We start from the raw sequence: 21,236 nt of genomic DNA on the forward strand, positions 1-21,236 counted from the left end.
TTAAGAAATGAACTCTAAGCGGAACATATTTTTAATTATACTGCCAATATTAAAAGTTTAGCAGATTAAGAAATGAACTCTAAGCGGAACTATGGGATGCAGTTATGGGCATTACTTAAAAGTTTAGCAGATTAAGAAATGAACTCTAAGCGGAATGGCAATGCGATTACAGTATCAACCATCAGAGTTTAGCAGATTAAGAAATGAACTCTAAGCGGAACAGAATATAACGATACGCGACAACTCAATACAGTTTAGCAGATTAAGAAATGAACTCTAAGCGGAACAAAACACGAGCAATCAGCTGTACACGCATTAGTTTAGCAGATTAAGAAATGAACTCTAAAACAAACAACAGAGAGGTATCCAAAATTTCCATATCTGCTTAGAGGATTATTTGTATCAGTATTTTTAATCATATAATTGATATATACGGCAAATTGCCGTATAATTTATCGTGTATAGGAGATTTTGTATGGAAAAAATAGCAACGGCTCGTCTTGAAGCAAGACTACAGCAGGATATTTATAACATCATTAAGCAAGCTGCAAAAATGACTGGTAAATCGGTTACTGAGTTTGTGGTTAATTCTGCTTATTCTGAGGCAACAAAAGCCATTAAAGAGCATTCTTTGATTGAGTTGGCTATTAGTGATCAGCATAAGTTGATTAATGCATTAGCACAAGATTATGAGCCTAATGAGGCAATGAAACGAGCTGCCAAACGCCATCAAGCCATTTTGCAGGAAAAATAAATGACATATTCGTTCGTTGAATTGTCTTCTTCAGTGAATAAAAAGGATTTTGCCAGTCGTTTTGATGCTTTAAATGAGTATTTAAGAAAATTTGCCGCTCAAGACCAAAAACGTAATCTAGCGAAGTGTTACGTTTTACTTTCTGATAATGCTGACGTGGTGGGGTACTACACAATTTCAGCGAGTTCGATTCCTCTAACAAGTTTTCCTGAAAACGTTCAGAGGCGAGCAGCTTACGAGGTACTGCCAGTAGCATTGATAGGTCGTTTGGCTATCGATAAACAGTTTGAGGGTAAGGGTTTTGGGTCAGTGTTGATTTATGATGCTATTGAGCGAGTCAAAAATAGTGCATTAGCGGTATCAGCGGTGATTGTTGTAGCTAAAGATGATAGTGCTAGCCGTTTTTACAGACACCTAGGTTTTATTCCCTTTGATGAGTCTGTTAATGGAAAAGAAGCGTTATTTTATCCTTTATCTAAAATTTTTAACTCTAATTAGGATTGGCAATATGCAAAAACCCGTTAAGCTTGCGCCTAACGGGTTTAAATTCTGGTGGCCTGGGGCGGAATCGAACCGCCGACACAAGGATTTTCAATCCTCTGCTCTACCGACTGAGCTACCTGGCCTTGAGAAAATAATATTAACCTAAAAATAAAAAAGATAAAAGGAAAATTTATAAAAAATCATCAAACTTAGTTTTTCACTATTGAAATCATTAGTTTTTTTATTTTTGATGTTGTTTTTTTAATACAAATATGCGTCTTTCAAGGAGTATAATAGAGCACATTCACATTAATGGATTGTGTGCAGAGGATATGAGGTGCGTGTAGCGACAGATAGCATTTTACCAATCTCTTTTGCATAAATATTTATTTCAGTTTAGTTTTCCCGTTATGGCAGACGTTTTCACATTTGGCTTAAATCATCACTCGGCACCGGTATCGGTGCGTGAGCGGGTGTCTATGGCTGGTGATTTGGTGCGTCCTGCATTAGATGCGTTACGCTCGACATTTGGTTCTTCTTTAAAAGAGGCGACAATTTTATCGACATGTAATCGCACGGAGTTATATCTTGCCGCACGTCCTGAGATTGTGGATCATATTCCAACATGGATGGCTGATTTTAACTCTTTAGATGCGAGTCTTATTCGTCCTCATCTGTATTTATACAATCAAGAGCAAGCGGTACGTCATGCGTTTCGTGTTGCCTCTGGTCTAGACTCAATGGTGTTGGGTGAGGCGCAGATTCTTGGACAGATGAAGACGGCGGTGCGTACAGCTGATGAGGCAGGTGCATTGGGCACGATGCTGAATCAACTCTTCCAAAAGACTTTTTCTGTAGCGAAAGAGGTGCGTACGCAGACTGCGATAGGAGCTCAATCTGTTTCTATGGCGGCAGCGGCTGTTCGTCTGGCTGAGCGAGTGTTTGGTGATATTAGCGATACTAAGGTGCTATTTGTCGGGGCAGGAGAGATGATTGAGCTATGTGCAACTCACTTTGCTGCACAGAATCCTAAGTCGATTATGGTCGCTAATCGTACATTAGAGCGAGGTGAGGCATTGGCTTCACGCTTTGATGGGCAGACAATGCGTCTTGCAGATTTACCAGACCATTTGCATGAGTATGATATCGTAGTGTCCTGTACGGCATCTACTTTACCGATTTTGGGCTTAGGTATGATTCAAAAGGCCATTCGCCAGCGCCGTTTTAACCCTATGGTGATGGTGGACTTGGCGGTGCCTCGTGATATTGAGCCAGAAGTAGCGACCTTGAGTGAGGTCTATCTTTATACGGTGGATGATTTGGGTCGTGTGGTGCAAATGGGCAATGATGCTCGTCAGGCAGCGGTAGTGCAAGCAGAGGCCATTATCGATAGTCGTGTGCAGAATTTTATGCATTGGTTACAAAACCGTAGTGTTGTGCCAGTTATCCAAGGACTTAACCATGGTGCTCATGTTGTTGCAAAGCTTGAGCTAGAAAAAGCGCGTAAGTTATTGGCTAAAGGTATTAGTCCAGAGCAAGCGCTAGAGCGTCTGGCAAAATCACTAACTCAAAAATATATGCATGCGCCTATGCAAGCATTAAATCGTAGTCAAGCAGAGGAAAAGGCACAACTCTTAGATGTGCTGCCTAAGTTATTCCCTTACCAAGAAAAAGACGATACAACGCCTGCACAATCGTCTATCTCACAAGCAGAACATTAGCTAATAAATCGCTTGTTCATCATCCTTGAGAGGGTGATAAAGATTTATGTTGGCAATCTATTTTTTAAATTTAAATTATTTTTTAGTTGAGATTTTATTATGAAAGCATCTATGCGTTCTCGCCTAGAACAGTTGAGTCAACGTCTTATTGAAGTGGACGCTATTTTAGCGGAGCCTGATACGGTAGAAGATATGGATCGTTTCCGTAAACTCTCTCGTGAGCGCAGTGAAATTGACCCTGTGGTGGCATTATTTAAGACTTATACGAGTACAGAGGGAGATTTAGCTACAGCGATTGAGATGATGTCTGACCCTGATATGAAAGAAATGGGTGAGGAAGAAATGAAGGCGGCTAAGGCGCGTATTGAGGAGCTAGAGGCGCAATTACAGGTTGAATTGCTACCTAAGGACCCAGATGACGGTCGTAGTGTGTTCCTAGAGATCCGTGCGGGTACGGGTGGTGATGAGAGTGCGATTTTTACTGGAGATTTATTCCGTATGTACAGTCGTTATGCAGAGCAAAATGGTTGGCGTGTCGAGGTAATGAGTGAAAACCCATCAGAGTTAGGTGGTTATCGTGAGGTGATTGCGCGTATTGAAGGTGAGGGTGTTTATGGTCGTCTTAAGTACGAATCAGGTGCTCACCGTGTTCAACGTGTGCCTGAAACCGAGTCTCAGGGACGTGTGCATACTTCAGCATGTACAGTAGCGGTATTGCCAGAAGCCGATGAGTTGGCAGAGGTTGTTTTAAACCCAGCAGATTTGCGTATTGATACGTTCCGTGCAAGTGGTGCAGGTGGTCAGCATATTAATAAGACCGACTCTGCGGTGCGTATTACGCATATTCCAACAGGTATTGTGGCAGAGTGTCAAGATGACCGTTCGCAACATAAGAATAAAGCGCGTGCGATGAGTGTATTAGCGGCGCGTATTAATGATATTCAACGGCAAGAGCAACAGGCCAAAGAGGCCGCAGAGCGTAAGAGCTTGGTGGGTACAGGTGACCGCTCGGAACGTATCCGTACATATAACTATCCACAAGGTCGTGTGACTGATCATCGTATTAATTTGACTTTATACAAATTAGCGCAAATTATGGAAGGTTCTTTAGATGAGCTTACAGGTGCGTTGATTGCAGAGCGTCAAGCGGAGTTATTGGCGGCATTAGGTGATGACTAATTCTCCCTATACCTTAAGAGATTTTTTTGCACAGTCAGGCTTACCTTTATTGGAGGCAAAGATGCTGGTAGAGCAAGCGCTGGGAGTTTCTCGTGCGTGGATGATTACGCATGATCTTGATGTTTTGAGTGAGCACCAATGGCAAGCTTTACAAGCTTTGTGTAATCGACGTACCGCTGGTGAGCCTATGGCGTATATTATGGGGTCGAGAGAGTTTATGGGATTGGATTTTACGGTGAGTCCGGCAGTCTTAATTCCTCGACCAGATACAGAAACCTTGGTTGAAGCGGCGTTAGGGTTCCTAAAAGATAAAGTGACAGCACGTGTATTAGATATGGGTACTGGGAGTGGAGCTATTGCATTATCCATTGCGCACTTTGCTCCACAAACTCAGGTGTTTGCGAGTGATATTAGTCAGGAAGCTTTAGCGATTGCACAAGTTAATGCAGAAAAGTTCAAACTCGATGTGGATTTTCGTCAAAGTAGTTGGTTTGATCAATTCTGTGGAGAGACTTTCCATTTGATTGTTTCTAATCCCCCCTATATTCATCAAGGCGATGAGCATTTGAGTCAAGGTGATTTGCGTTTTGAGCCACGATTAGCCTTAACGGACAACGCGGATGGTTTAAGTTGTTATCGCATCATTATTCAGCAAGCACCTCGTCATTTAACACAGGGAGGTGCTATTTATCTTGAACATGGTTGGAATCAGGCTGAGGCAGTGCGAGCGTTATTGATACAAGCTGGGTTTGCTCAGGTGTGTAGCATTCGTGATCTGGCTGGTATTGAACGAGTGAGTGGGGGAGTATGGTTAGCTGAGTAGTCGTACGATTGCTAAGGTTAAAGCGCAACCGCTCTAAAAAATTAGTACAATAAGTTTTTAGTCCAAATTTTGTAAAAGGTTTTATGATGAGTGAAGTTCAAGATTTTATTCGCCAAACAGTAACAGACCACCCTGTTGTTTTATTTATGAAGGGTTCTGCACAGTTCCCACAATGTGGTTTCTCTGGTCGTGCGGTACAAATTCTGCGTGAGCTTGGTGTTAAGAAACTGGTAACAGTAAATGTGCTAGAAGATCAAGAAGTGCGTGAAGGTATTAAGCAATTTTCAAACTGGCCAACCATTCCTCAGCTCTATGTTAAGGGTGAGTTTATTGGTGGTGCAGATATCATGACAGAAATGGCTGGTAATGGTGAGCTAAAAACGGTACTAGAAGAAGCAGGCGCGTTTAATGACTAAACGATTAGTGATTGGCATAACAGGGGCAACAGGCTCTATTTATGCCATTCGTATGCTTGAGCGTATTAAGGAGATTCCTGATGTGGAGTCTCACTTAATCGTATCTCCTTCAGGTTTGTTAAATATTCATTATGAGTTAGGTATGGATCGCAAGTCGGTCAATGCCTTGGCAGACCATGTACATGGTTTTAGGGATGTCGGTGCGACGCTAGCGAGTGGGGCATTTGATACGGCAGGTATGATTGTGTTGCCATGTTCAATGCGTACTTTGGCAGCTTGTGCGCATGGTTTCTCTGATAACTTAATTACGCGTGCTGCAGATGTTCATCTTAAAGAGCGTCGCCGCTTAGTGTTAGCTGTACGTGAGACACCGTTTAATCTGGCACATTTGCGTAATATGACGGCGGTCACAGAAATGGGCGGTATTATTTTTCCTCCATTACCTGCATTTTATCATCACCCCAAGAATTTGGAGGAGATGATTGACCATACAGTAGCACGTATGTTGGAGTTGTTTGGTATTGATTCTGGTGGTCCAAAGTGGGAAGGGACGTAGCGCTTTTATAAATCGTAAGAGCTACACTACGTACTTTCTTACCTTCTTTTTCCAGTACATTCAACTTGTACTAGTTTACGATCACTTAAGCGAATAGCGCTTAATTTACCTCCCCAAACACAACCCGTATCTAGCGCGATGAGGTTTTTTCTAATCATTAATCCTAATGTTGACCAATGACCGAAAATAATAGTGGTTTTTTCGGTTTTGCGATTGGGTAATTCAAACCAGGGCATAATATCGTTGCTTTTATTATCGAAGGGCGAGTCTTTAGATCCAAACTCCATAGAGCCATCTTCAAAGCACATACGCATACGCGTTAAGGCATTGATAATCACACGACGGCGTTTGGAGCCTGTGAGTGAATCACGCCAACGGTTAGGTTCGTTACCGTACATCTTTTGTAGGTATTTTTGCCAATGTTTGGATTGCAATGCATCAGAAACCTCTGCGGCAAGTTTGAGCGTTTTCTTTTCATCCCATTTTGCCATCACACCTGCATGCACCATCAGATGATTTTGATCAAAGTGAGCAAGAGGGCGGTGGCGTAGCCAATGGATAATTTCCTCTACATCAGGTGCTTGCAGAATTTCATCAATGGTATCTGATTTATTTTCGCGACGAATACCTGCGTAGACCGCTAAGAGGTGTAGGTCATGATTGCCTAAGACGCAAACAGCTCGTTCGCCAAGTTGCATAATGGTGCGTAATGTTTTGAGCGAATGAGGTCCGCGGTTAATCAAATCACCAGCAAACCAAAACTGTGCGTGTTCATCCTCTTTAATCTCAGGATGATTGAGTAATTCTTGTAGGGCATCACAGCAACCTTGAACATCGCCGATAGCCCAGATAGTCGGGGTCTTTTTATTTGGCATGAATAAAATTACGAGGTTTACTACGGCGCTCCATTAAATAAAGCGCTCCAAAAGCTAAAATTAAGGCAATGATATTGGGTAGAAGGGCAGTTAACCAAGGCGGGAGGTTGTTGAGCATTCCCACATTGAGGGCCAGTTGATTAGCCATAAAGAAGATAATGCCAATCAAAATACCCAAGAAAATTTTGGCCCCTACACCACCTTTACGACTTTGTACAAAACCAATAGGAGCCGCGAGCGTAATCATAACAAGAAGTGTAAATGGATAGCTTCCTTTACGCCAGAGCGCAACAATATGACGGTTAGCTTGCAGATTATTTTCTTCTAAGTACTGGACATAATTGAGTAAATCAGGTGTGCTCATCTTATCGGGTTGCAACTCTGTTGCTACCAATCGCTCACTCGTTAGTGAGGTTTTAAAACTGATTGTTTTTTGAGTTTTTAAGCTTGAAATACTTTCAAGAGGTGCTTGCTCATTCGTTAGTACTTGGGCAAGATTGGATGTTAACGTGCGAGTGGTGACATTATCTAAACGAAGTTCACCATGCTGTAAAATGCCTTTGGCAGCATTCGTTACGCTAGAGAGTTGATTATCTTGCGTGTTATATTCGAAAATAGTGATAGTGTCTATTTCAGTACTAGAGTTCAAACGACGAATATTGATAACACGGTAATGAGCGTCATCGACTGGCTCTCTAAACCAATAACCACTATCCATCTTCGTGCTATTCTTGCCTAGTGCAGAGATTGTAAATTCACTTGTTTTCTTTTCTGTATAAGGGGTGACGACTTCCGAAACAAATGCTGCAAAAATCATAAAAGGAATGGTAATCAGCCATAACATCCATAATAGGCGTTTGCTACTAATGCCTGATACGCGAAGGATAACTAATTCGTTTCTTTGTGCTAGACCAGCCAGGGCAATGACCGTGCCAATGAGTACGCAAATGGGTAATAAATCATAGAGACGGTTAGGGATTTGTAAGGCTTGTACGTAGAGTAATGATACAAAGGTAAACTTCTCGTTGAGATTATCTAGTGCATCAATCATATCAAAGAAGATAAATAGACCGAGTAGCACCAAAATAACCGCAATGGTGGTGCGATAAATTTCACTAGCAAGGTAACGTCGAGCAGTTTTCATCGTATGTTTTTTATTTAAAAGGCAACTTATTATAATAACATTGTGGGCGCTTATCTTTATGAAATCCACTTTGTCACAAAAGCTTAACAATTACGGTATGTGTTAAGGTGGACTGACTTGGCGCATACGTTGGCGAATGATGCTTGCCCTACCATTCACATAAGCGCCTTTGATATGCTGACCATAGTAGCGAGGGTTAGGTAGTAGTACGGCTAGTCGAGAAGCCTCATGATTATTGAGTTGTTTGCTACTCTTTTTGAAGTAAAATTGGCTTGCCGCTTCGGCACCAAATACGGTTTCTCCAAATTGTGCGGTATTGAGATAGAGTTCTAGAATACGTTTTTTTGGCATTGTCCATTCAAGCATATAGGTAATAACCAGTTCTTGTGCTTTACGCCAGTAAGAACGATCCTCACTGAGGAATAGATTTTTGGCGAGTTGTTGGCTGATTGTCGAGCCCCCTCGCATTCTTTCTTTGCCTTTGCGCCATTGCTTGAGGTTAAACATAAAAGCATGACGTATGGCTAACCACTCAACACCACCATGTTGCTTAAAGCCACTATCTTCTGAGGCGATAACCGCTTTTTTCAAAGAAGCGCTGATATTCTCATAATCAACCCATATATATTGGATAGTTTTATTGTCTAGTTCGGCCGCCTGAGCACGCATAAAAGCCGTACTGCTTGGATTGATAAAGCGATAGAGTAAAACGTGGGAAAACAGAAAAATTTGATAAGCCAGCACAAGCCCGAGTAGAGTCAATAGACTCCACTTAAGACTCGTACGAATAGGGTGTTGTGTAATGGATTGTGCTAGACCTGACATTGAAGCTCTTTGCGTAGTATACCTAATACTTCTTCTGGGTTTGGGTACATACCGTTCCAAATGCTAAACGCCTCAGCACCTTGATATACCAACATGCCCAGCCCGTCAGAACATTGTAAAGCACCATGTCGATGCGCTTGTTGTGTAAATGGAGTCTGTGCATCAGCGGTATAAAGCATATCGTAAGCTAATTTTACTTGATGAAATACAGAGGTCGGGAGAGGAAGTTCATCAGCAGATAAGCTGCTGGCACTTGCATTGATAATAATATCCCATTGTCCAGTAATGTTATCTAGACCGCTGGCGGATAATTGTTTGAGATGGCTAAAAGTTTGAATCAGTTCATGTGCCTTTTGTTCGGTACGATTAGCGATGTGAAGATGTGAGCAACCCGCTTCTATCAGAGGAAGAATGGCTCCTCGGCTAGCGCCACCTGCACCGATAAGTAAAATATGTGCATTATTGAGAGTGATGCTAAGACGTTTAATATCGTTAACTAAACCAATACCATCCGTATTATCGCCATAAATTTTGCCGTCTTTATGCCATAAGGTATTCACCGCTCCAGCACTTGATGCTCTGTCACTCAGTATGTTGGCTAATTCAAAAGCTCTTATTTTAAAGGGAACGGTGATGTTCAGTCCCTTACCGCCTTGATTAAAGAAATTTTTTACTGTTTGTTCAAAAGCATCAATATCGACAAAGGTTTTGACATAACTAAAGTCTTTAAGGCCGCAATACTCTGCAAATAGTTGGTGCATTTTAGGAGAGTAGCTATGCTTAATGGGATTACCAAAAACAGCAAATTTTTTCATTCTAACTTTCCAATAATTGAATTAGACGACTTTCTACCTTAAGGTTGTAGAGGTCTACAGATAGAATATCAATTTCGACTCTATCATCCCGTTGAGCATCCACAAGCTCTGGAACAGCAATAACGAGAGGCATATTATCGAGTCGTACTAAATCATCACGGAGAACAGTAGCTGTTGTGCGTTTAATATTATTTTGCTCTACGTAACGCAAGCACCAATAGCGCTCCATTTTATTTTGATGATCTGAATAGCTAGTATAACAAGACTCAAAGCGACTAATAATAGAAAAAATATCAGCATCTTTAGGCTTATAAGGTGCTACCAAGCGAGCAGAGATGCCGTGTTTAACAGCCGCAATTAACTGTCGTTGATTAAATAAGTCGATATAACGGCGTAATGGCGAAGTTGTCCATGCATAATGGTGAACGCCGATAGCCTCGTGAATGAGGGCATGAGTACTCATGCGTACACGTCCATTTTGTTGTGAACGAAAAATACCTGGCAATCCTAATTCGTCTAAGAGTTTTGCCCAACGGCTATTGCAGAGAATCATAAACTCTGCCACCATCAAATCAAGTGGAGCATTACGTAACCGTGGCGTGAGAGTGAGCTGAGAGTTTGGGTCATCAGCTGGCCCCTCTAAACTAAACAGATATTCAACGCGATTATGATTCTCTGGTTTCCCTCGAACCTCTTCTCGTGCCTTACTAAGATGCTTAGTCAATGCCCACATCGGTTTAAATAAATTTGCGTGCGGTAACTCGCTAAGCGGATTCTCTAACGCTTCGGCACTAAGAACATGGTCGAGATGATTGGTGCGAAGATTTTCTTTAATAAAGACTTCTTCAAGTTTTGTTTGTTCATCAATTACTTCGCCTGTTTGAATATTGGCGGTGATATAAAGAGAGAGCGCGGGAGCATAATTGCCCTCATTAAGGGAGAAAGCTTGAATAAGTTTCTCACTTTGCATAGGGATTTTATCGCCCGGGAAATAGACGGTAGACATACGCTGTCTTGCCACCTTGTCTAAATCACTATCTCGACTAACGGCCAGTGCTGGGCAGGCAATATGAATACCGAAGATAAATTCTTCTTCACTAATCTTTTGGATGCTAAAGGCATCATCAATTTCAGTTGTAGAAATATCATCCACAGAGTAGGCATCTACTGTTGCACGCTCCAACGGCTCCCATGTTGGAATCTCAACATCGTCATGAGTAGTACCTTTAGGGAAGTATTGCCCCAGGAATCTTGCACGATGGACGGCTAAAGCATGCGGGAATACTTGCAGTTTTAATAAAAATTCTGCGGGTTGTAAACCTGTGATGTCTAAGGCTTGATTAAAGGCTTTCCATTCTAATGTATTTTTATCGGGATTATTAAGATACGTAGGCAAAATATCGCGTAATACCTCAGGAACCTCTCCTTGAACAAGTGCTTGCGTCCATTCTTCTTGTTGTTGAGCTTGTTGACGTTTTTTCTCTTGTGCAAGTAGTGCTGCTTTGATAATCTCCTCTGGAGCTGAGAGGTAAAGCCCTTTTCCTTTGCGATGAAAATAAATGGGGTTGGCATGTAAGCAAAGGAGTAGCGCAGTTTTCTCAACCGTACCTGCGTTGTCGCCATAATACTCTTTGGTGATGCGTTCTACATTAAATGTTTCTTTGGGGCCCATCTCCCACAGAAATTCGACATCAATATCATTGGCTAATTGTGTTGCTGACTCGATAAGTGTATCTGGTAGGGCGTCTTTAAATGTAAAAATAACATTGGCTCGCTTTATCTTGCTGCGTTTGCCAGAGGTGGTTTCGACTTGTAAGGAACTGTCAGCTTCTGACAGGATAGTGGCACTTTTAAATTGACCTGATTCTTCAAAGAGTACGTACATTCGGCATTAAGAGAAAATAAAATCTAAAACAGTCGGGAGGTAATGTTCAAAACCACTAAATGCATGATCTTGATCTGGCGCAATGATTTGCTTTGCGCCATGATAGCGAGCTTGCATTTCTTGCCATTCTAATAGTTCATCTTGCATGCCTGCTAAGAGTAAAAATCGTTCCGGTTTAGTCAGTGTAGGGATAAATAAATCAGCAAGCTCTTTAATGTAGGATGCTTTAAACTCAAAAGGTTCCTCGCTATGATACTGTGTGCGCACTTCTAGTTGTGTGGCTAAATCGCGAGCAGCATAGATACTAGGATTAATACATACAGCACGGCAGTCGAGCGTCTCAGCTAAGTAGGTGGCGTAGTATCCACCTAAAGAAGAGCCAACAATGTAGAGGTCTTCTTTAGGTGTATTTTTGGTCAGTGATAAGCAGAGCTCAATGGCTTTTTGGGGTGATGCAGGCAATGCAGGGGACATCAATAAATGCGCTTGTCCACGCGCAGTCATCACTCTTTCAAAAAGTTGGGATTTTGCCGATTGTGGGCTAGAACGAAAACCGTGCAAGTATAAAATCATAAGGCCTTTAAGAGTTTATCGTGTAATCCGCCAAAGCTACCATTACTCATAATAATGATATGGTCACCAGTTTGAGCAATCTCTACCAAGGCTTGTTTAAGGAGTTCAATATCATGGAAAGTTTTTACTTTATCCGCTTGTGTCCCAAATACTTCCTCTGGCTTCCAGCCAAGAGCATGTTTGCCTTGTGTCTCACCATAACAGAAAACTAAGTCAGCTTGCGCTAAGGCTTCAGGTAACCGTGCAGCCATAGTACCAAGCTTCATCGTATTAGAACGAGGTTCCAATACACCGATAATACGCGCACTACCAACGCGTTTACGTAGACCATCAAGTGTTGTCGCAATGGCTGTTGGATGGTGAGCAAAATCATCATAAACCGAGATATTATTGACTACGCCACGTAATTCCATACGACGACGAATGCCTTGGAACTTGCTTAACGCCTCAATGGCTTTGGCGGGCTCAACGCCGATGTCTTTAGCTGCAGCAATAGCGGCTAAGGCATTATTGATATTGTGCGTACCGGTATGTTTCCAATTGACTTTGCCGACCACTTTACCTTGATAGATGACTTCAAAAGACTGACCTGCTGCATCTCGTTGACCACATTGCCAGTTGGCGTTTAAGCCAAAATGATCTTGTTTTGACCAAATGCCACGAGCAATCACGCGCTCTAATGCATCATCTTGTGTGGGCGTAATCACTGTACCACTTTGAGGAATGGTACGGACTAAATGGTGAAATTGCGTTTCAATCGCTTTTAAATCAGGAAAAATGTCTGCATGATCATATTCTAGATTATTAAGGATAGCTGTGCGTGTGTGATAATGGACAAATTTTGAACGTTTATCGAAAAATGCCGTATCGTACTCATCTGCCTCAATCACAAAATATTTGTGATTTGGGCTAAAACGAGCAGAGATGCCTAAGTCGCTTGCAATACCTCCAATAAGGAAGTTGGGTTGTAAGCCAGCATACTCTAGAATCCACGTTAGCATTGAGCTAGTGGTGGTTTTGCCATGTGTGCCTGCGACAGCAAGGACGTGCTGCTGACGTAGCACGTGGTCACCAAGCCATTGTGGTCCTGATACATAAGGTAGATTTTTCTCTAAAATGGCTTCCATTAGCGGATTACCGCGCGTCACCACATTACCAATAATGTATAAATCAGGGTTTAAATTGATTTGATCTGCGCTAAATCCCTCAGTAAGTTCAATACCTTGTTCTTCTAATTGCGTGCTCATAGGTGGATAAACACCTGTATCGCAACCAGTAACCTTATGTCCAGCAGAACGAGCTATCAATGCAAGACCACCCATAAAGGTGCCGCAAATACCTAAAATATGAATATGCATATGTTTCTCTTAATGTCGAATAGTAGTATTTTAAGCGTATTCTAAGGGTGGTTTTATCTAAAGATAAGAAATAGCGATAAAATTATGAAAGTTTAACGAAGAGGTTTTCTTATGAAGTTTGCGATAGTGTCCAAGTTTTTATTATCTTTATTCTTGGTAGGCAGTGCTTCTTTAGTTGTCGCTCAGACAGATGCACCCAGACCGTGGGTTTCTCAGCCCGAGATAAGCAAGAGTGCGTTAGAAACGTTTTGGGCGATTGAGGCGAAAAGTTTACCAGAGGATAATCCGCAGCTTAAACGCTTGGCAGACTTTAAGGGAAAGCCAGTTTTAGTGAACTTTTGGGCAACGTGGTGTGCACCTTGCGTCAGAGAAATGCCGTTATTGGATAGCTTTGCTAAAGAAAATCCTCATTTGCCTGTGGTGGGACTTGCTTTAGATAGCTTAAAAAATATGCAAAAATTTGAAAGTAAAGTGCAAGTATCTTATCCTTTACTCCAGTTGGATGCACATCATTTAAAACTTGTTAAACAGTTGGGTAATACAAAAGGTGGATTGCCGTTTAGTATTTTATTTGGTGCTGATGGGCAGGTTAAAGCTATTTATCTCGGTGAATTGCATAAAGAGCAGTTGCAGGAACTATTATCTTTGCTCTAAAAGCAACTGTTGCAAATATCACAAACATAATTTTAAACAATCGTTTTAAAATCAAACAAAAATTTGAAAATTAATCGAGATTAATAGACAAAAGCGTAATTTTGTCGTTAAATAGACGTTATTTGATGTTGAACATAAAATGTCATACAAAGTACTTATCATCAACGGCCCAAATCTTAATCTTCTAGGAAAAAGGGAGCCTCATATTTATGGCTCGCAAACACTAGATGATATTAATCTGGCTTTAGTGGCTAAAAGTTCTGAATTGGGGTTAAGGTGTGAGTGCTACCAGAGCAATAGTGAAGGTGAAATAGTGAGTCGTATCCATGAGGCTATGGGTAATACTGACTATATCATCATCAATGCTGGGGCTTATACGCATACAAGTGTAGCGATTCGTGATGCGTTGTTGGGAGTGGCAATTCCTTTTGTGGAGGTACATCTTTCTAATGTACACGCGAGAGAAACGTTTAGACATCAATCGTATTTGTCTGATAAAGCGCTTGCCGTCATCTGTGGTTTAGGTGCATATGGCTATGAGGCTGCCTTGTCATTCATTGCGAAAAAATAGCTTATTTTCGTGTGGTTTGGAAAAACTGCGTTCAAAACAGAGACCAATATATTGGAAGCATTATGGATCTTAGAAAATTAAAAACACTTATCGATTTAGTGGCTGAATCAGGTATTGCTGAACTTGAAGTAACCGAAGGTGACGGTAAAGTTCGTATCGTTAAAACTCAACAAGCGACTGCAGCGACGACATATGTTGCAGCACCAGCACCTGTAGCGGCTGCATCAGCAGCGCCTGTGACTCCGGCAGCAACGCCGGCTGCTCCTGTGGCAGCGGAGCCAGTGGTTAGTGGTCATATTGTTAAAGCACCAATGGTGGGTACATTCTATCGTGCGCCAAATCCAAACTCTCCTCCATTTGTTGAGGTGGGGGCATCAGTAAAAGAAGGTCAATCACTCTGCATTATTGAAGCGATGAAGTTATTAAACGAAATCGAAGCAGATAAAACAGGTGTTATCAAAGAGATTTTGGTAGAAAACGGCGAGCCAGTTGAATTCGGTCAACCATTGTTCGTTATTGCTTAAGCTTTGAGGCTAGCGACTATGTTTCAAAAAATTCTTATTGCCAATCGAGGTGAGATTGCGTTGCGTGTGCAGCGTGCTTGCCGTGAATTGGGTATTAAAACCGTAGTGGTGCATTCTGAGGCTGATCGTGATGCGAAGTATGTGCGCCTTGCCGATGAGTCTGTATGTATTGGTCCCGCAGCACCACAACAGAGTTATCTACATATGCCAGCGATTATTGCCGCTGCAGAAGTGACGGATGCAGAAGCAATCCACCCGGGTTATGGGTTTTTGTCGGAAAATGCAGATTTTGCAGAGCGTGTAGAGCGTAGTGGTTTTGTATTTATTGGTCCTCGTCCTGAGTCGATTCGTGTGATGGGCGATAAGGTCAGTGCAAAACAAGCGATGATTGAAGCAGGTGTGCCTGTCGTACCAGGTTCTGACGGTGCATTGCCTGATGATCCAGCTTATATTTTGGCGACAGCTGAGCGTATTGGTTATCCAGTGATTATTAAAGCGGCTGGTGGTGGCGGTGGTCGTGGTATGCGTGTTGTGCATACGGAGGCAGCCCTATTAAATGCAGTGCAAATGACAAAAGCAGAGGCTTCTGTGGCATTTAATAATCCAGAAGTTTATATGGAGAAATTCCTCGAGAATCCTCGTCATATTGAGATTCAAGTGATGGGTGATGGAGAAGGGCAAGCTGTTTGGTTAGGTGAGCGTGATTGTTCTATGCAACGCCGCCATCAGAAAGTCATCGAAGAGGCTCCTGCACCAGGTATTGATCGTAAATTAGTTAATTTTATCGGCGAACGTTGTGCACAAGCCTGCCGTCAGATGAAGTATCGTGGCGCGGGTACATTTGAGTTTTTATACGAAAATGGTGAGTTCTATTTTATTGAAATGAATACACGTATTCAGGTAGAACATACTGTGACCGAATGTATTACGGGTATTGATTTGGTTCAAGAGCAAATTAAAGTCGCTGCTCAGTTACCATTTACACTACGTCAAGAAGATATTCAACTTAATGGTCATGCAATCGAATGCCGTATCAATGCTGAAGACCCTTATAGTTTTATTCCATCGCCTGGACTGATTAGTGCTTGGCATACACCGGGAGGTCCGGGTGTGCGTCTAGATTCACATGTGTTTACAGGATATCGAGTTCCGCCAAATTATGACTCAATGATTGCGAAATTGATTACATTTGGTGGTACACGTAGACAAGCCTTATCTCGTATGAATCTTGCTTTATCAGAAATGGTGGTTGAGGGTATTAAGACGAATATTCCTTTACATCGTGATTTAGTCAATGATGCAAACTTCGTTGAGGGTGGTACAACCATTCACTACCTTGAGAAGAAATTAAGTGAATTAGGTAAGTAAGTTTTTCTTATTTATCGGCACTTATCGCAACCCCGATCACTGGTCGGGGTTGTGTTACTTTTATAAATAATGACTGTTAGGAAAATTATGCGAGAGTTAGTTCTATTAAGCTTAGAGAGTGAAGCAGAGGCCTTATCTGATTTGCTTTTAGAGTGTGGTGCATTGTCTGTATCAGTAGAGGATGCAGATTTCAATACGGATAGTGAAAAACCGTTATTTGGTGAGCCAGGAACTGAGCCTGAAGTGCAGGCGTGGGTGCGTAATTATGTGATTGCTTTGTTGCCTGATGATGTGTCGGCGGAGCAAATGTTAGTTGCCCTAACAGAATTAAGCGGTAAAGATTTTAGTGACGTTGCTACCGTGAGAGAAGTGGCAAATGAGGATTGGGTGCGTTTGACGCAATCACAATTTGACCCTATCCAAATTGCCGATCGTATTTGGATTGTACCGAGTTGGCACAAAGAAAATCCAGATGTGTTAAAGGCAAACGAAGATAATCACAATATTTTTATTGAGCTAGACCCAGGGTTGGCGTTTGGAACAGGTAGCCATCCAACAACACATTTATGTGCAGAATGGTTGGCTCGTAATGTACAAGCGGGCTTAGATATATTGGATTATGGTCATGGATCGGGTATCTTGGCAATTATTGCTAAAAAACTCGGTGCTAAGCGTGTACTAGGGGTTGATATTGATGAGCAAGCTGTAGTGACAGGTCACTATAATGCACAGGTTAATAATGTTGAAATAGATTTTATGCTTCCTGATGCGTTAGCAGACGGTCAGTTTGATATTGTGGTGGCAAATATTCTCTCAAACCCACTAAAAGTCCTTGCACCTATGTTGGCTAGTCGTGTAAAAACAGGTGGTCATTTGGTGTTATCAGGCGTTTTGGAGCGTCAAGCAGAAGAAGTAGCGCAGGCGTATGCGCCTTATATCCAACTAAGTGTCTGGAAAGCAGAAGAGGGTTGGGTTTGTTTACATGGTGTAAAGTAAGTTAATGATGAAAACGTGTTGTCCGCAGTGTGAAACTGTTTTAACTTTAAATCAACAGCAAATTGAGCAACGTAATGGTATGGTTCGTTGTGGCGTTTGTCGTCAGGTCTTTAATGCATTAGAGCATTTATATGAAGAAGAGGACGACTATCCTATTTTGAATGAAGACCATGAGCCAGAGCTTATTCAGCCACATGTTGAGCCACATTATCGTGCGCATCAGTCGTCGTCACCCAAATTCAGTGGGGCAGTACGTCCAGTTGAGGTGCCGCGCAAGGAAGAGCATGCTCAGCCTACGGTACATATTCATGTGAATAATGCCGTACCGTCAGCGCCGACGCATGAGAGAGGAGAGCCTCGTATTGTGATGAATGCTGTTGAGCCTGAAGATAATCACTATATCGGTGGTGATGCTCGTCATACACGGGATGTGCGCATTCATGACGATGATAGTGATTTCCGTATCGTCGGTGATAGTGTTTATGACGAGGACTATGAGCCTACAAGACGACGCTCTTCTGGTTTAGGGCTGTTTGTACTTGTTTTATTAGCGTTATTATTGATTGTGGGACAAGTGTTTTATATCTTCCGTAATCAAATTAGCACGTCGTTTCCAGCGGCGCGTCCTGTTTTAACACAGATGTGTGCTTTATTTAAATGTGAAGTCGGTGTTCAGAAATCAGTAGATAATTTGGGTTTAGAAAATGTATTGATTTCGGTGGATAAAACCAAGTTGCCTAAGCGTGGTCAGCATGCGTTATTATTGCAGGCGGTTTTAGTGAATAAAGTGGATCAAGCACAAGAATGGCCAATGTTGATTCTGCGTTTAAAGAATGCCGAGGGTGCAGTGATGAATAGCAAAAATATTCAGCCTAAGGAGTATTTAGCGACAGAACAAGTCTTACAATTGTTTCCTGCGCAGTCTCGTCAAGCAATCAATTTGCCTTTTATGTTAGAGGGTGATGCGATTAGTAGTTATGAAGTCAGTATTTTTTACCCCTAAGGATAACATTATGAGTTCCCCAGTATTGATTTGTGGTTCCGTTGCTTTTGATACGATTACCCTATTTGAAGGGCATTTTAAAGATCATATTTTGCCCGAAAATATTAAATCGTTAAGTGTTTCCTTTTTTGTACCAACTATGAGAAAAGAGTTTGGTGGTTGTGCAGGTAATATTGCTTATAGTTTAAAGATGTTGGGTGGTAATCCCATTCCTGTGGCAACGGTAGGCAAGGATAGTGCAGAGTATCTTAAACATTTTGAAAATTTAGGCATTAGTACTGAAGCGATTAAAGTATTGCCAGATGCATTTACCGCACAGTGTCACATCACCACTGATTTAGATGGTAACCAATTTGCGGCATTCCATCCGGGCGCTATGTTGAGCTCTCATACAAATAAGATTGAAAAAACTGGTGCTGTATGGGCGATTGTTGCACCAGATTCTAAAGAGGGGATGTTTGCTCATGCAGAATCATTGAATGCACAAGGTATTCCCTTTATTTTTGATTTAGGACAAGCCATGCCGCTTTTTGATAAAGCGGATATTGAGAAAATGCTAGGTTTGGCTCAAGCCATGACAGTTAATGATTATGAAGCGTCTGTTATCGAGCAGCGTTTGGGTCGTAGCATTGAGGACTTATCGCATTTTCTAGAGGCGATTGTGGTGACACGTGGAGCAGAAGGTGCAAGCTTGTATATTAAAGGGGAAGAAACACAGATTCCTCCTTTAAAAGCAAGTAAGGTATGTGACCCAACTGGCTGTGGAGATGCGCATCGAGGAGGGTTGCTTTATGGTCTGACTCAGGGGTGGTCATGGTATGAAAGTGCTTGTTTAGCGAGTTTGATGGGAACATTAAAGATCGAAGTACAAGGCCCACAAAATTATGTCTATACGAGAGAAGAAATCGCTGATAAATTAAAAGAGGCTTATGGCGTAGAAATGTAATCCGAAATGGCTATTTAGAGTATCAGAAATTACTCTGTATTTGAAATAATGTCCCGCAGCTTTATGGCTGGTGGGACATTATTTTATAGAGTGAGTTATTTAAACGACTATCATTTGTAATGCAATAATCCCAATCATAAGTAGCATTAATGAAATATCAATAGGCGCTGTTTGTAAAGACTTAGGGAGCGTTTGACGAATAGCGCTAAGAATCGGCTCCAGTAGTGCGCGTAAGAATGATTGAAAAGGTGATAGCGGGCTTATCCAACTGAGGATGGCATAGACGATACCCAACCATAACACCATGGATAATAAACCATTAATAAAAATTTTAAGTGCAGCAATAGGTAATATGCTCATATCCACAGGGACTTCACTCAGACCATCAATGCTATTTATGGCAAGCTTAGTTGTTAAGAAGAGCTGCACTAAGCAAATGATATAAGCAATAATCAAACTAGGAAAGTCGATATTGCTACTAGAGGGAATGATTTTACGCACAGGAACAACGATAAAATCCGTTAACTTGTAGATAAAGGCACAATAAGGATTGAAGTAAGGAATACGGCGCCAGAAAATCCATGCTCTTAAAAATAAGGCACTACAAAATAACGTGGCAAACGTTGATATTAAAAAAATTAAGGCATTGGTCATTGCAATTTATTCCAAACAAAAGCAAACTCACTGCTCATAAGTAGCATTATGCAGATGCGTTTAGCTAATAAAAAAACCGTTTGAACATTATAAAACGTTCAAACGGTTTTCGTTTAAAAATAACCTAAAGAGACTTAAGGACGATGTGATCCAGTAGGAAATGGCCAAGGATTAGGGGTATCCGCCTTTTTATGGGCACTCGCTTTAGTCACCGTTGGTGCTGCTTTGGGGGCAGCTTGTTCAGTTACTTTTTTTTTGAGCCTGCCTCAGCTACTTTTTCTGCAACATTAACTGTTGCTTTAGCTTCTGTTTCTGTTGATTTAGTTGCTGCTTTCTTAGCAGGAGCAGCGGCTTTTTTCGCAGGTGCTTTAGCGACGGTTTTAGTTGCCGCTTTCTTAGCAGGAGCAACGGCTTTTTTAGCAGGTGCTTTAGCGACGGTTTTAGTTGCCGCTTTCTTAGCAGGGGCAGCCGCTTTTTTAGCAGGTGCTTTAGCGACGGTTTTAGTTACCGCTTTCTTAGCAGGAGCAGCGGCTTTTTTAGCAGGTGCTTTAGCTACGGTTTTAGTTGCCGCTTTCTTAGCAGGGGCAGCCGCTTTTTTAGCAGGCGCTTTAGCTACGGTTTTAGTTGCCGCTTTCTTAGCAGGAGCAGCCGCTTTTTTAGCAGGTGCTTTAGCTACGGTTTTAGTTGCTGCTTTCTTAGCAGGAGTAGCGGCTTTTTTAGCAGGTGCTTTAGCGACGGTTTTAGTTGCCGCTTTCTTAGCAGGAGCAGCCGCTTTTTTAGCAGGTGCTTTGGCTACGGTTTTAGTTGCCGCTTTCTTAGCAGGAGCAGCCGCTTTTTTAGCGGGTGCTTTAGCTACGGTTTTAGTTGCCGCTTTCTTAGCAGGAGCAGCCGCTTTTTTAGCAGGTGCTTTCGCTACTGTTTTAGTGGTTGATTTTTTTGCTGTTGCTTCAGTTTTAGTCGCAACGGTCTTTTTGTCGTCTACTTTTTTAGTATTTTTTGCAGGTGCCTTGGCTTTTGTAGTTGCCATCATCATACTCCTGAATAGGGTCCTAATTGCAATTGTTGAATTTGAGATATCCCCCAGGTGAGATGAGAAATATATCAAATTGACAT

Annotated in this window: 23 protein-coding genes, 1 tRNA gene and 1 CRISPR repeat array (1 of these 25 running past the window's edge); of the genes, 14 read left to right on the forward strand and 10 right to left on the reverse strand. The window is 41.8% G+C overall.

The genetic code is table 11. The features are described 5' to 3' along the window. Nucleotides 1-354: a CRISPR direct-repeat array (repeat unit 37 nt; unit sequence AGTTTAGCAGATTAAGAAATGAACTCTAAGCGGAACA); it begins 604 nt to the left of the window's first position. 121 nt (nucleotides 355-475) lie between these two features. After that, nucleotides 476-754, forward strand: coding sequence for a type II toxin-antitoxin system TacA family antitoxin (locus tag HKX39_RS01415; protein WP_171679523.1), 279 nt, complete (start codon nucleotides 476-478; stop codon nucleotides 752-754). Further along, nucleotides 755-1,252, forward strand: coding sequence for a GNAT family N-acetyltransferase (locus HKX39_RS01420; protein WP_171679524.1), 498 nt, complete (start codon nucleotides 755-757; stop codon nucleotides 1,250-1,252). Nucleotides 1,253-1,304: 52 nt separating this feature from the next. Here HKX39_RS01420 and HKX39_RS01425 read toward each other — a convergent pair. Next, nucleotides 1,305-1,380: transfer RNA gene (locus tag HKX39_RS01425), tRNA-Phe, on the reverse strand. 267 nt (nucleotides 1,381-1,647) lie between these two features. On the opposite strand from HKX39_RS01425, the gene hemA reads away from it, so the two are divergent. The 5 genes from hemA (at nucleotide 1,648) to HKX39_RS01450 (ending at nucleotide 5,932) form a co-directional block, all read left to right on the forward strand. After that, nucleotides 1,648-2,958 (forward strand): glutamyl-tRNA reductase, encoded by a 1,311-nt coding sequence (gene hemA, locus HKX39_RS01430; protein WP_171679525.1) that lies wholly within the window; start codon nucleotides 1,648-1,650, stop codon nucleotides 2,956-2,958. A 99-nt stretch (nucleotides 2,959-3,057) separates the two neighbouring features. Continuing rightward, nucleotides 3,058-4,137: a peptide chain release factor 1 gene (prfA, locus tag HKX39_RS01435; protein ID WP_171679526.1), complete on the forward strand. Its 1,080-nt coding sequence runs from the start codon at nucleotides 3,058-3,060 to the stop codon at nucleotides 4,135-4,137. Further along, nucleotides 4,130-4,960, forward strand: coding sequence for a peptide chain release factor N(5)-glutamine methyltransferase (gene prmC / locus HKX39_RS01440; protein WP_171679887.1), 831 nt, complete (start codon nucleotides 4,130-4,132; stop codon nucleotides 4,958-4,960). The genes prfA and prmC overlap by 8 nt, the downstream gene beginning before the upstream one ends. An 86-nt stretch (nucleotides 4,961-5,046) precedes the next feature. Further along, on the forward strand, nucleotides 5,047-5,376 hold the full coding sequence (gene grxD, locus HKX39_RS01445) for a Grx4 family monothiol glutaredoxin (protein WP_171679527.1): 330 nt from the start codon (nucleotides 5,047-5,049) through the stop codon (nucleotides 5,374-5,376). Next, on the forward strand, nucleotides 5,369-5,932 hold the full coding sequence (locus tag HKX39_RS01450) for a UbiX family flavin prenyltransferase (RefSeq protein ID WP_171679528.1): 564 nt from the start codon (nucleotides 5,369-5,371) through the stop codon (nucleotides 5,930-5,932). Before grxD ends, HKX39_RS01450 begins: the two co-directional genes overlap by 8 nt. A 38-nt stretch (nucleotides 5,933-5,970) precedes the next feature. Here HKX39_RS01450 and HKX39_RS01455 read toward each other — a convergent pair whose 3' ends face one another. The 7 genes from HKX39_RS01455 to mpl form a co-directional block, all read right to left on the reverse strand. Then, nucleotides 5,971-6,807 carry a symmetrical bis(5'-nucleosyl)-tetraphosphatase gene (locus HKX39_RS01455; RefSeq protein WP_171679529.1) on the reverse strand — a complete coding sequence of 279 codons (837 nt, stop codon included), beginning with the start codon at nucleotides 6,805-6,807 and terminating at the stop codon, nucleotides 5,971-5,973. Then, on the reverse strand, nucleotides 6,797-7,951 hold the full coding sequence (gene lptG / locus HKX39_RS01460; RefSeq protein ID WP_171679530.1) for an LPS export ABC transporter permease LptG: 1,155 nt from the start codon (nucleotides 7,949-7,951) through the stop codon (nucleotides 6,797-6,799). Before lptG ends, HKX39_RS01455 begins: the two co-directional genes overlap by 11 nt. 102 nt (nucleotides 7,952-8,053) lie before the next feature. Continuing rightward, nucleotides 8,054-8,776 (reverse strand): monofunctional biosynthetic peptidoglycan transglycosylase, encoded by a 723-nt coding sequence (gene mtgA, locus HKX39_RS01465; RefSeq protein ID WP_171679531.1) that lies wholly within the window; start codon nucleotides 8,774-8,776, stop codon nucleotides 8,054-8,056. Then, nucleotides 8,764-9,591: a shikimate dehydrogenase gene (gene aroE, locus HKX39_RS01470; protein ID WP_171679532.1), complete on the reverse strand. Its 828-nt coding sequence runs from the start codon at nucleotides 9,589-9,591 to the stop codon at nucleotides 8,764-8,766. Before aroE ends, mtgA begins: the two co-directional genes overlap by 13 nt. 1 nt (nucleotide 9,592) lies before the next feature. Continuing rightward, nucleotides 9,593-11,476, reverse strand: coding sequence for a ribonuclease catalytic domain-containing protein (locus tag HKX39_RS01475; protein ID WP_171679533.1), 1,884 nt, complete (start codon nucleotides 11,474-11,476; stop codon nucleotides 9,593-9,595). A gap of 6 nt (nucleotides 11,477-11,482) precedes the next feature. Continuing rightward, nucleotides 11,483-12,037, reverse strand: coding sequence for a YqiA/YcfP family alpha/beta fold hydrolase (locus HKX39_RS01480; RefSeq protein ID WP_246225952.1), 555 nt, complete (start codon nucleotides 12,035-12,037; stop codon nucleotides 11,483-11,485). Nucleotides 12,038-12,045: 8 nt separating this feature from the next. Further along, nucleotides 12,046-13,407 carry a UDP-N-acetylmuramate:L-alanyl-gamma-D-glutamyl-meso-diaminopimelate ligase gene (gene mpl / locus HKX39_RS01485; protein ID WP_171679535.1) on the reverse strand — a complete coding sequence of 454 codons (1,362 nt, stop codon included), beginning with the start codon at nucleotides 13,405-13,407 and terminating at the stop codon, nucleotides 12,046-12,048. Between the two features lie 111 nt (nucleotides 13,408-13,518). Here mpl and HKX39_RS01490 point away from each other — a divergent pair, with 111 nt between their 5' ends. From HKX39_RS01490 to HKX39_RS01520, 7 genes are all read left to right on the forward strand, one after another. Beyond that, the gene (locus tag HKX39_RS01490) at nucleotides 13,519-14,061 is read left to right on the forward strand and encodes a TlpA family protein disulfide reductase (RefSeq protein ID WP_171679536.1); all 543 of its coding nucleotides are present in this window, start codon (nucleotides 13,519-13,521) and stop codon (nucleotides 14,059-14,061) included. A gap of 139 nt (nucleotides 14,062-14,200) precedes the next feature. Then, a complete protein-coding gene (gene aroQ, locus HKX39_RS01495) occupies nucleotides 14,201-14,632 on the forward strand; it encodes a type II 3-dehydroquinate dehydratase (protein ID WP_171679537.1) in 432 nt (143 codons plus the stop codon). 62 nt (nucleotides 14,633-14,694) lie between these two features. Beyond that, nucleotides 14,695-15,156, forward strand: a complete 462-nt coding sequence (gene accB, locus HKX39_RS01500; RefSeq protein WP_171679538.1) for an acetyl-CoA carboxylase biotin carboxyl carrier protein — start codon at nucleotides 14,695-14,697, stop codon at nucleotides 15,154-15,156. 18 nt (nucleotides 15,157-15,174) lie between these two features. Next, nucleotides 15,175-16,524, forward strand: a complete 1,350-nt coding sequence (gene accC, locus HKX39_RS01505; RefSeq protein WP_171679539.1) for an acetyl-CoA carboxylase biotin carboxylase subunit — start codon at nucleotides 15,175-15,177, stop codon at nucleotides 16,522-16,524. Nucleotides 16,525-16,611: 87 nt separating this feature from the next. Then, entirely contained in the window at nucleotides 16,612-17,520 is a 909-nt protein-coding gene (prmA, locus tag HKX39_RS01510) for a 50S ribosomal protein L11 methyltransferase (RefSeq protein WP_171679540.1), read from the forward strand. A gap of 4 nt (nucleotides 17,521-17,524) precedes the next feature. Beyond that, the gene (locus HKX39_RS01515; RefSeq protein ID WP_171679541.1) at nucleotides 17,525-18,523 is read left to right on the forward strand and encodes a zinc-ribbon and DUF3426 domain-containing protein; all 999 of its coding nucleotides are present in this window, start codon (nucleotides 17,525-17,527) and stop codon (nucleotides 18,521-18,523) included. Nucleotides 18,524-18,533: 10 nt separating this feature from the next. Continuing rightward, the gene (locus HKX39_RS01520) at nucleotides 18,534-19,469 is read left to right on the forward strand and encodes a carbohydrate kinase family protein (protein ID WP_171679542.1); all 936 of its coding nucleotides are present in this window, start codon (nucleotides 18,534-18,536) and stop codon (nucleotides 19,467-19,469) included. A gap of 99 nt (nucleotides 19,470-19,568) precedes the next feature. Here HKX39_RS01520 and HKX39_RS01525 read toward each other — a convergent pair whose 3' ends face one another. Next, entirely contained in the window at nucleotides 19,569-20,123 is a 555-nt protein-coding gene (locus HKX39_RS01525) for a YggT family protein (protein WP_171679543.1), read from the reverse strand. 244 nt (nucleotides 20,124-20,367) lie between these two features. Continuing rightward, nucleotides 20,368-21,150 (reverse strand): hypothetical protein, encoded by a 783-nt coding sequence (locus tag HKX39_RS10600; protein WP_216605010.1) that lies wholly within the window; start codon nucleotides 21,148-21,150, stop codon nucleotides 20,368-20,370. Nucleotides 21,151-21,236 lie beyond the last annotated feature (86 nt).

This window comes from Pelistega suis (genome assembly GCF_013133795.1).
GTDB classification, from domain to species: Bacteria; Pseudomonadota; Gammaproteobacteria; order Burkholderiales; family Burkholderiaceae_B; genus Taylorella; species Taylorella suis.

Excerpts from the sequence above, each read along its gene's own strand:
- mtgA (WP_171679531.1), bottom strand. The coding sequence starts at position 8,776 with ATGTCAGGTCTAGCACAATCCATTACACAACACCCTATTCGTACGAGT.
- accC (WP_171679539.1), top strand. The coding sequence starts at position 15,175 with ATGTTTCAAAAAATTCTTATTGCCAATCGAGGTGAGATTGCGTTGCGT.
- aroQ (WP_171679537.1), top strand. The coding sequence starts at position 14,201 with ATGTCATACAAAGTACTTATCATCAACGGCCCAAATCTTAATCTTCTA.
- lptG (WP_171679530.1), bottom strand. The coding sequence starts at position 7,951 with ATGAAAACTGCTCGACGTTACCTTGCTAGTGAAATTTATCGCACCACC.
- HKX39_RS01515 (WP_171679541.1), top strand. The coding sequence starts at position 17,525 with ATGATGAAAACGTGTTGTCCGCAGTGTGAAACTGTTTTAACTTTAAAT.
- HKX39_RS01525 (WP_171679543.1), bottom strand. The coding sequence starts at position 20,123 with ATGACCAATGCCTTAATTTTTTTAATATCAACGTTTGCCACGTTATTT.
- HKX39_RS01475 (WP_171679533.1), bottom strand. The coding sequence starts at position 11,476 with ATGTACGTACTCTTTGAAGAATCAGGTCAATTTAAAAGTGCCACTATC.
- grxD (WP_171679527.1), top strand. The coding sequence starts at position 5,047 with ATGAGTGAAGTTCAAGATTTTATTCGCCAAACAGTAACAGACCACCCT.
- HKX39_RS10600 (WP_216605010.1), bottom strand. The coding sequence starts at position 21,150 with ATGGCAACTACAAAAGCCAAGGCACCTGCAAAAAATACTAAAAAAGTA.
- HKX39_RS01450 (WP_171679528.1), top strand. The coding sequence starts at position 5,369 with ATGACTAAACGATTAGTGATTGGCATAACAGGGGCAACAGGCTCTATT.
- mpl (WP_171679535.1), bottom strand. The coding sequence starts at position 13,407 with ATGCATATTCATATTTTAGGTATTTGCGGCACCTTTATGGGTGGTCTT.
- HKX39_RS01520 (WP_171679542.1), top strand. The coding sequence starts at position 18,534 with ATGAGTTCCCCAGTATTGATTTGTGGTTCCGTTGCTTTTGATACGATT.
- HKX39_RS01420 (WP_171679524.1), top strand. The coding sequence starts at position 755 with ATGACATATTCGTTCGTTGAATTGTCTTCTTCAGTGAATAAAAAGGAT.
- prfA (WP_171679526.1), top strand. The coding sequence starts at position 3,058 with ATGAAAGCATCTATGCGTTCTCGCCTAGAACAGTTGAGTCAACGTCTT.
- hemA (WP_171679525.1), top strand. The coding sequence starts at position 1,648 with ATGGCAGACGTTTTCACATTTGGCTTAAATCATCACTCGGCACCGGTA.
- HKX39_RS01455 (WP_171679529.1), bottom strand. The coding sequence starts at position 6,807 with ATGCCAAATAAAAAGACCCCGACTATCTGGGCTATCGGCGATGTTCAA.
- accB (WP_171679538.1), top strand. The coding sequence starts at position 14,695 with ATGGATCTTAGAAAATTAAAAACACTTATCGATTTAGTGGCTGAATCA.
- HKX39_RS01415 (WP_171679523.1), top strand. The coding sequence starts at position 476 with ATGGAAAAAATAGCAACGGCTCGTCTTGAAGCAAGACTACAGCAGGAT.
- aroE (WP_171679532.1), bottom strand. The coding sequence starts at position 9,591 with ATGAAAAAATTTGCTGTTTTTGGTAATCCCATTAAGCATAGCTACTCT.
- prmA (WP_171679540.1), top strand. The coding sequence starts at position 16,612 with ATGCGAGAGTTAGTTCTATTAAGCTTAGAGAGTGAAGCAGAGGCCTTA.
- prmC (WP_171679887.1), top strand. The coding sequence starts at position 4,130 with ATGACTAATTCTCCCTATACCTTAAGAGATTTTTTTGCACAGTCAGGC.
- HKX39_RS01490 (WP_171679536.1), top strand. The coding sequence starts at position 13,519 with ATGAAGTTTGCGATAGTGTCCAAGTTTTTATTATCTTTATTCTTGGTA.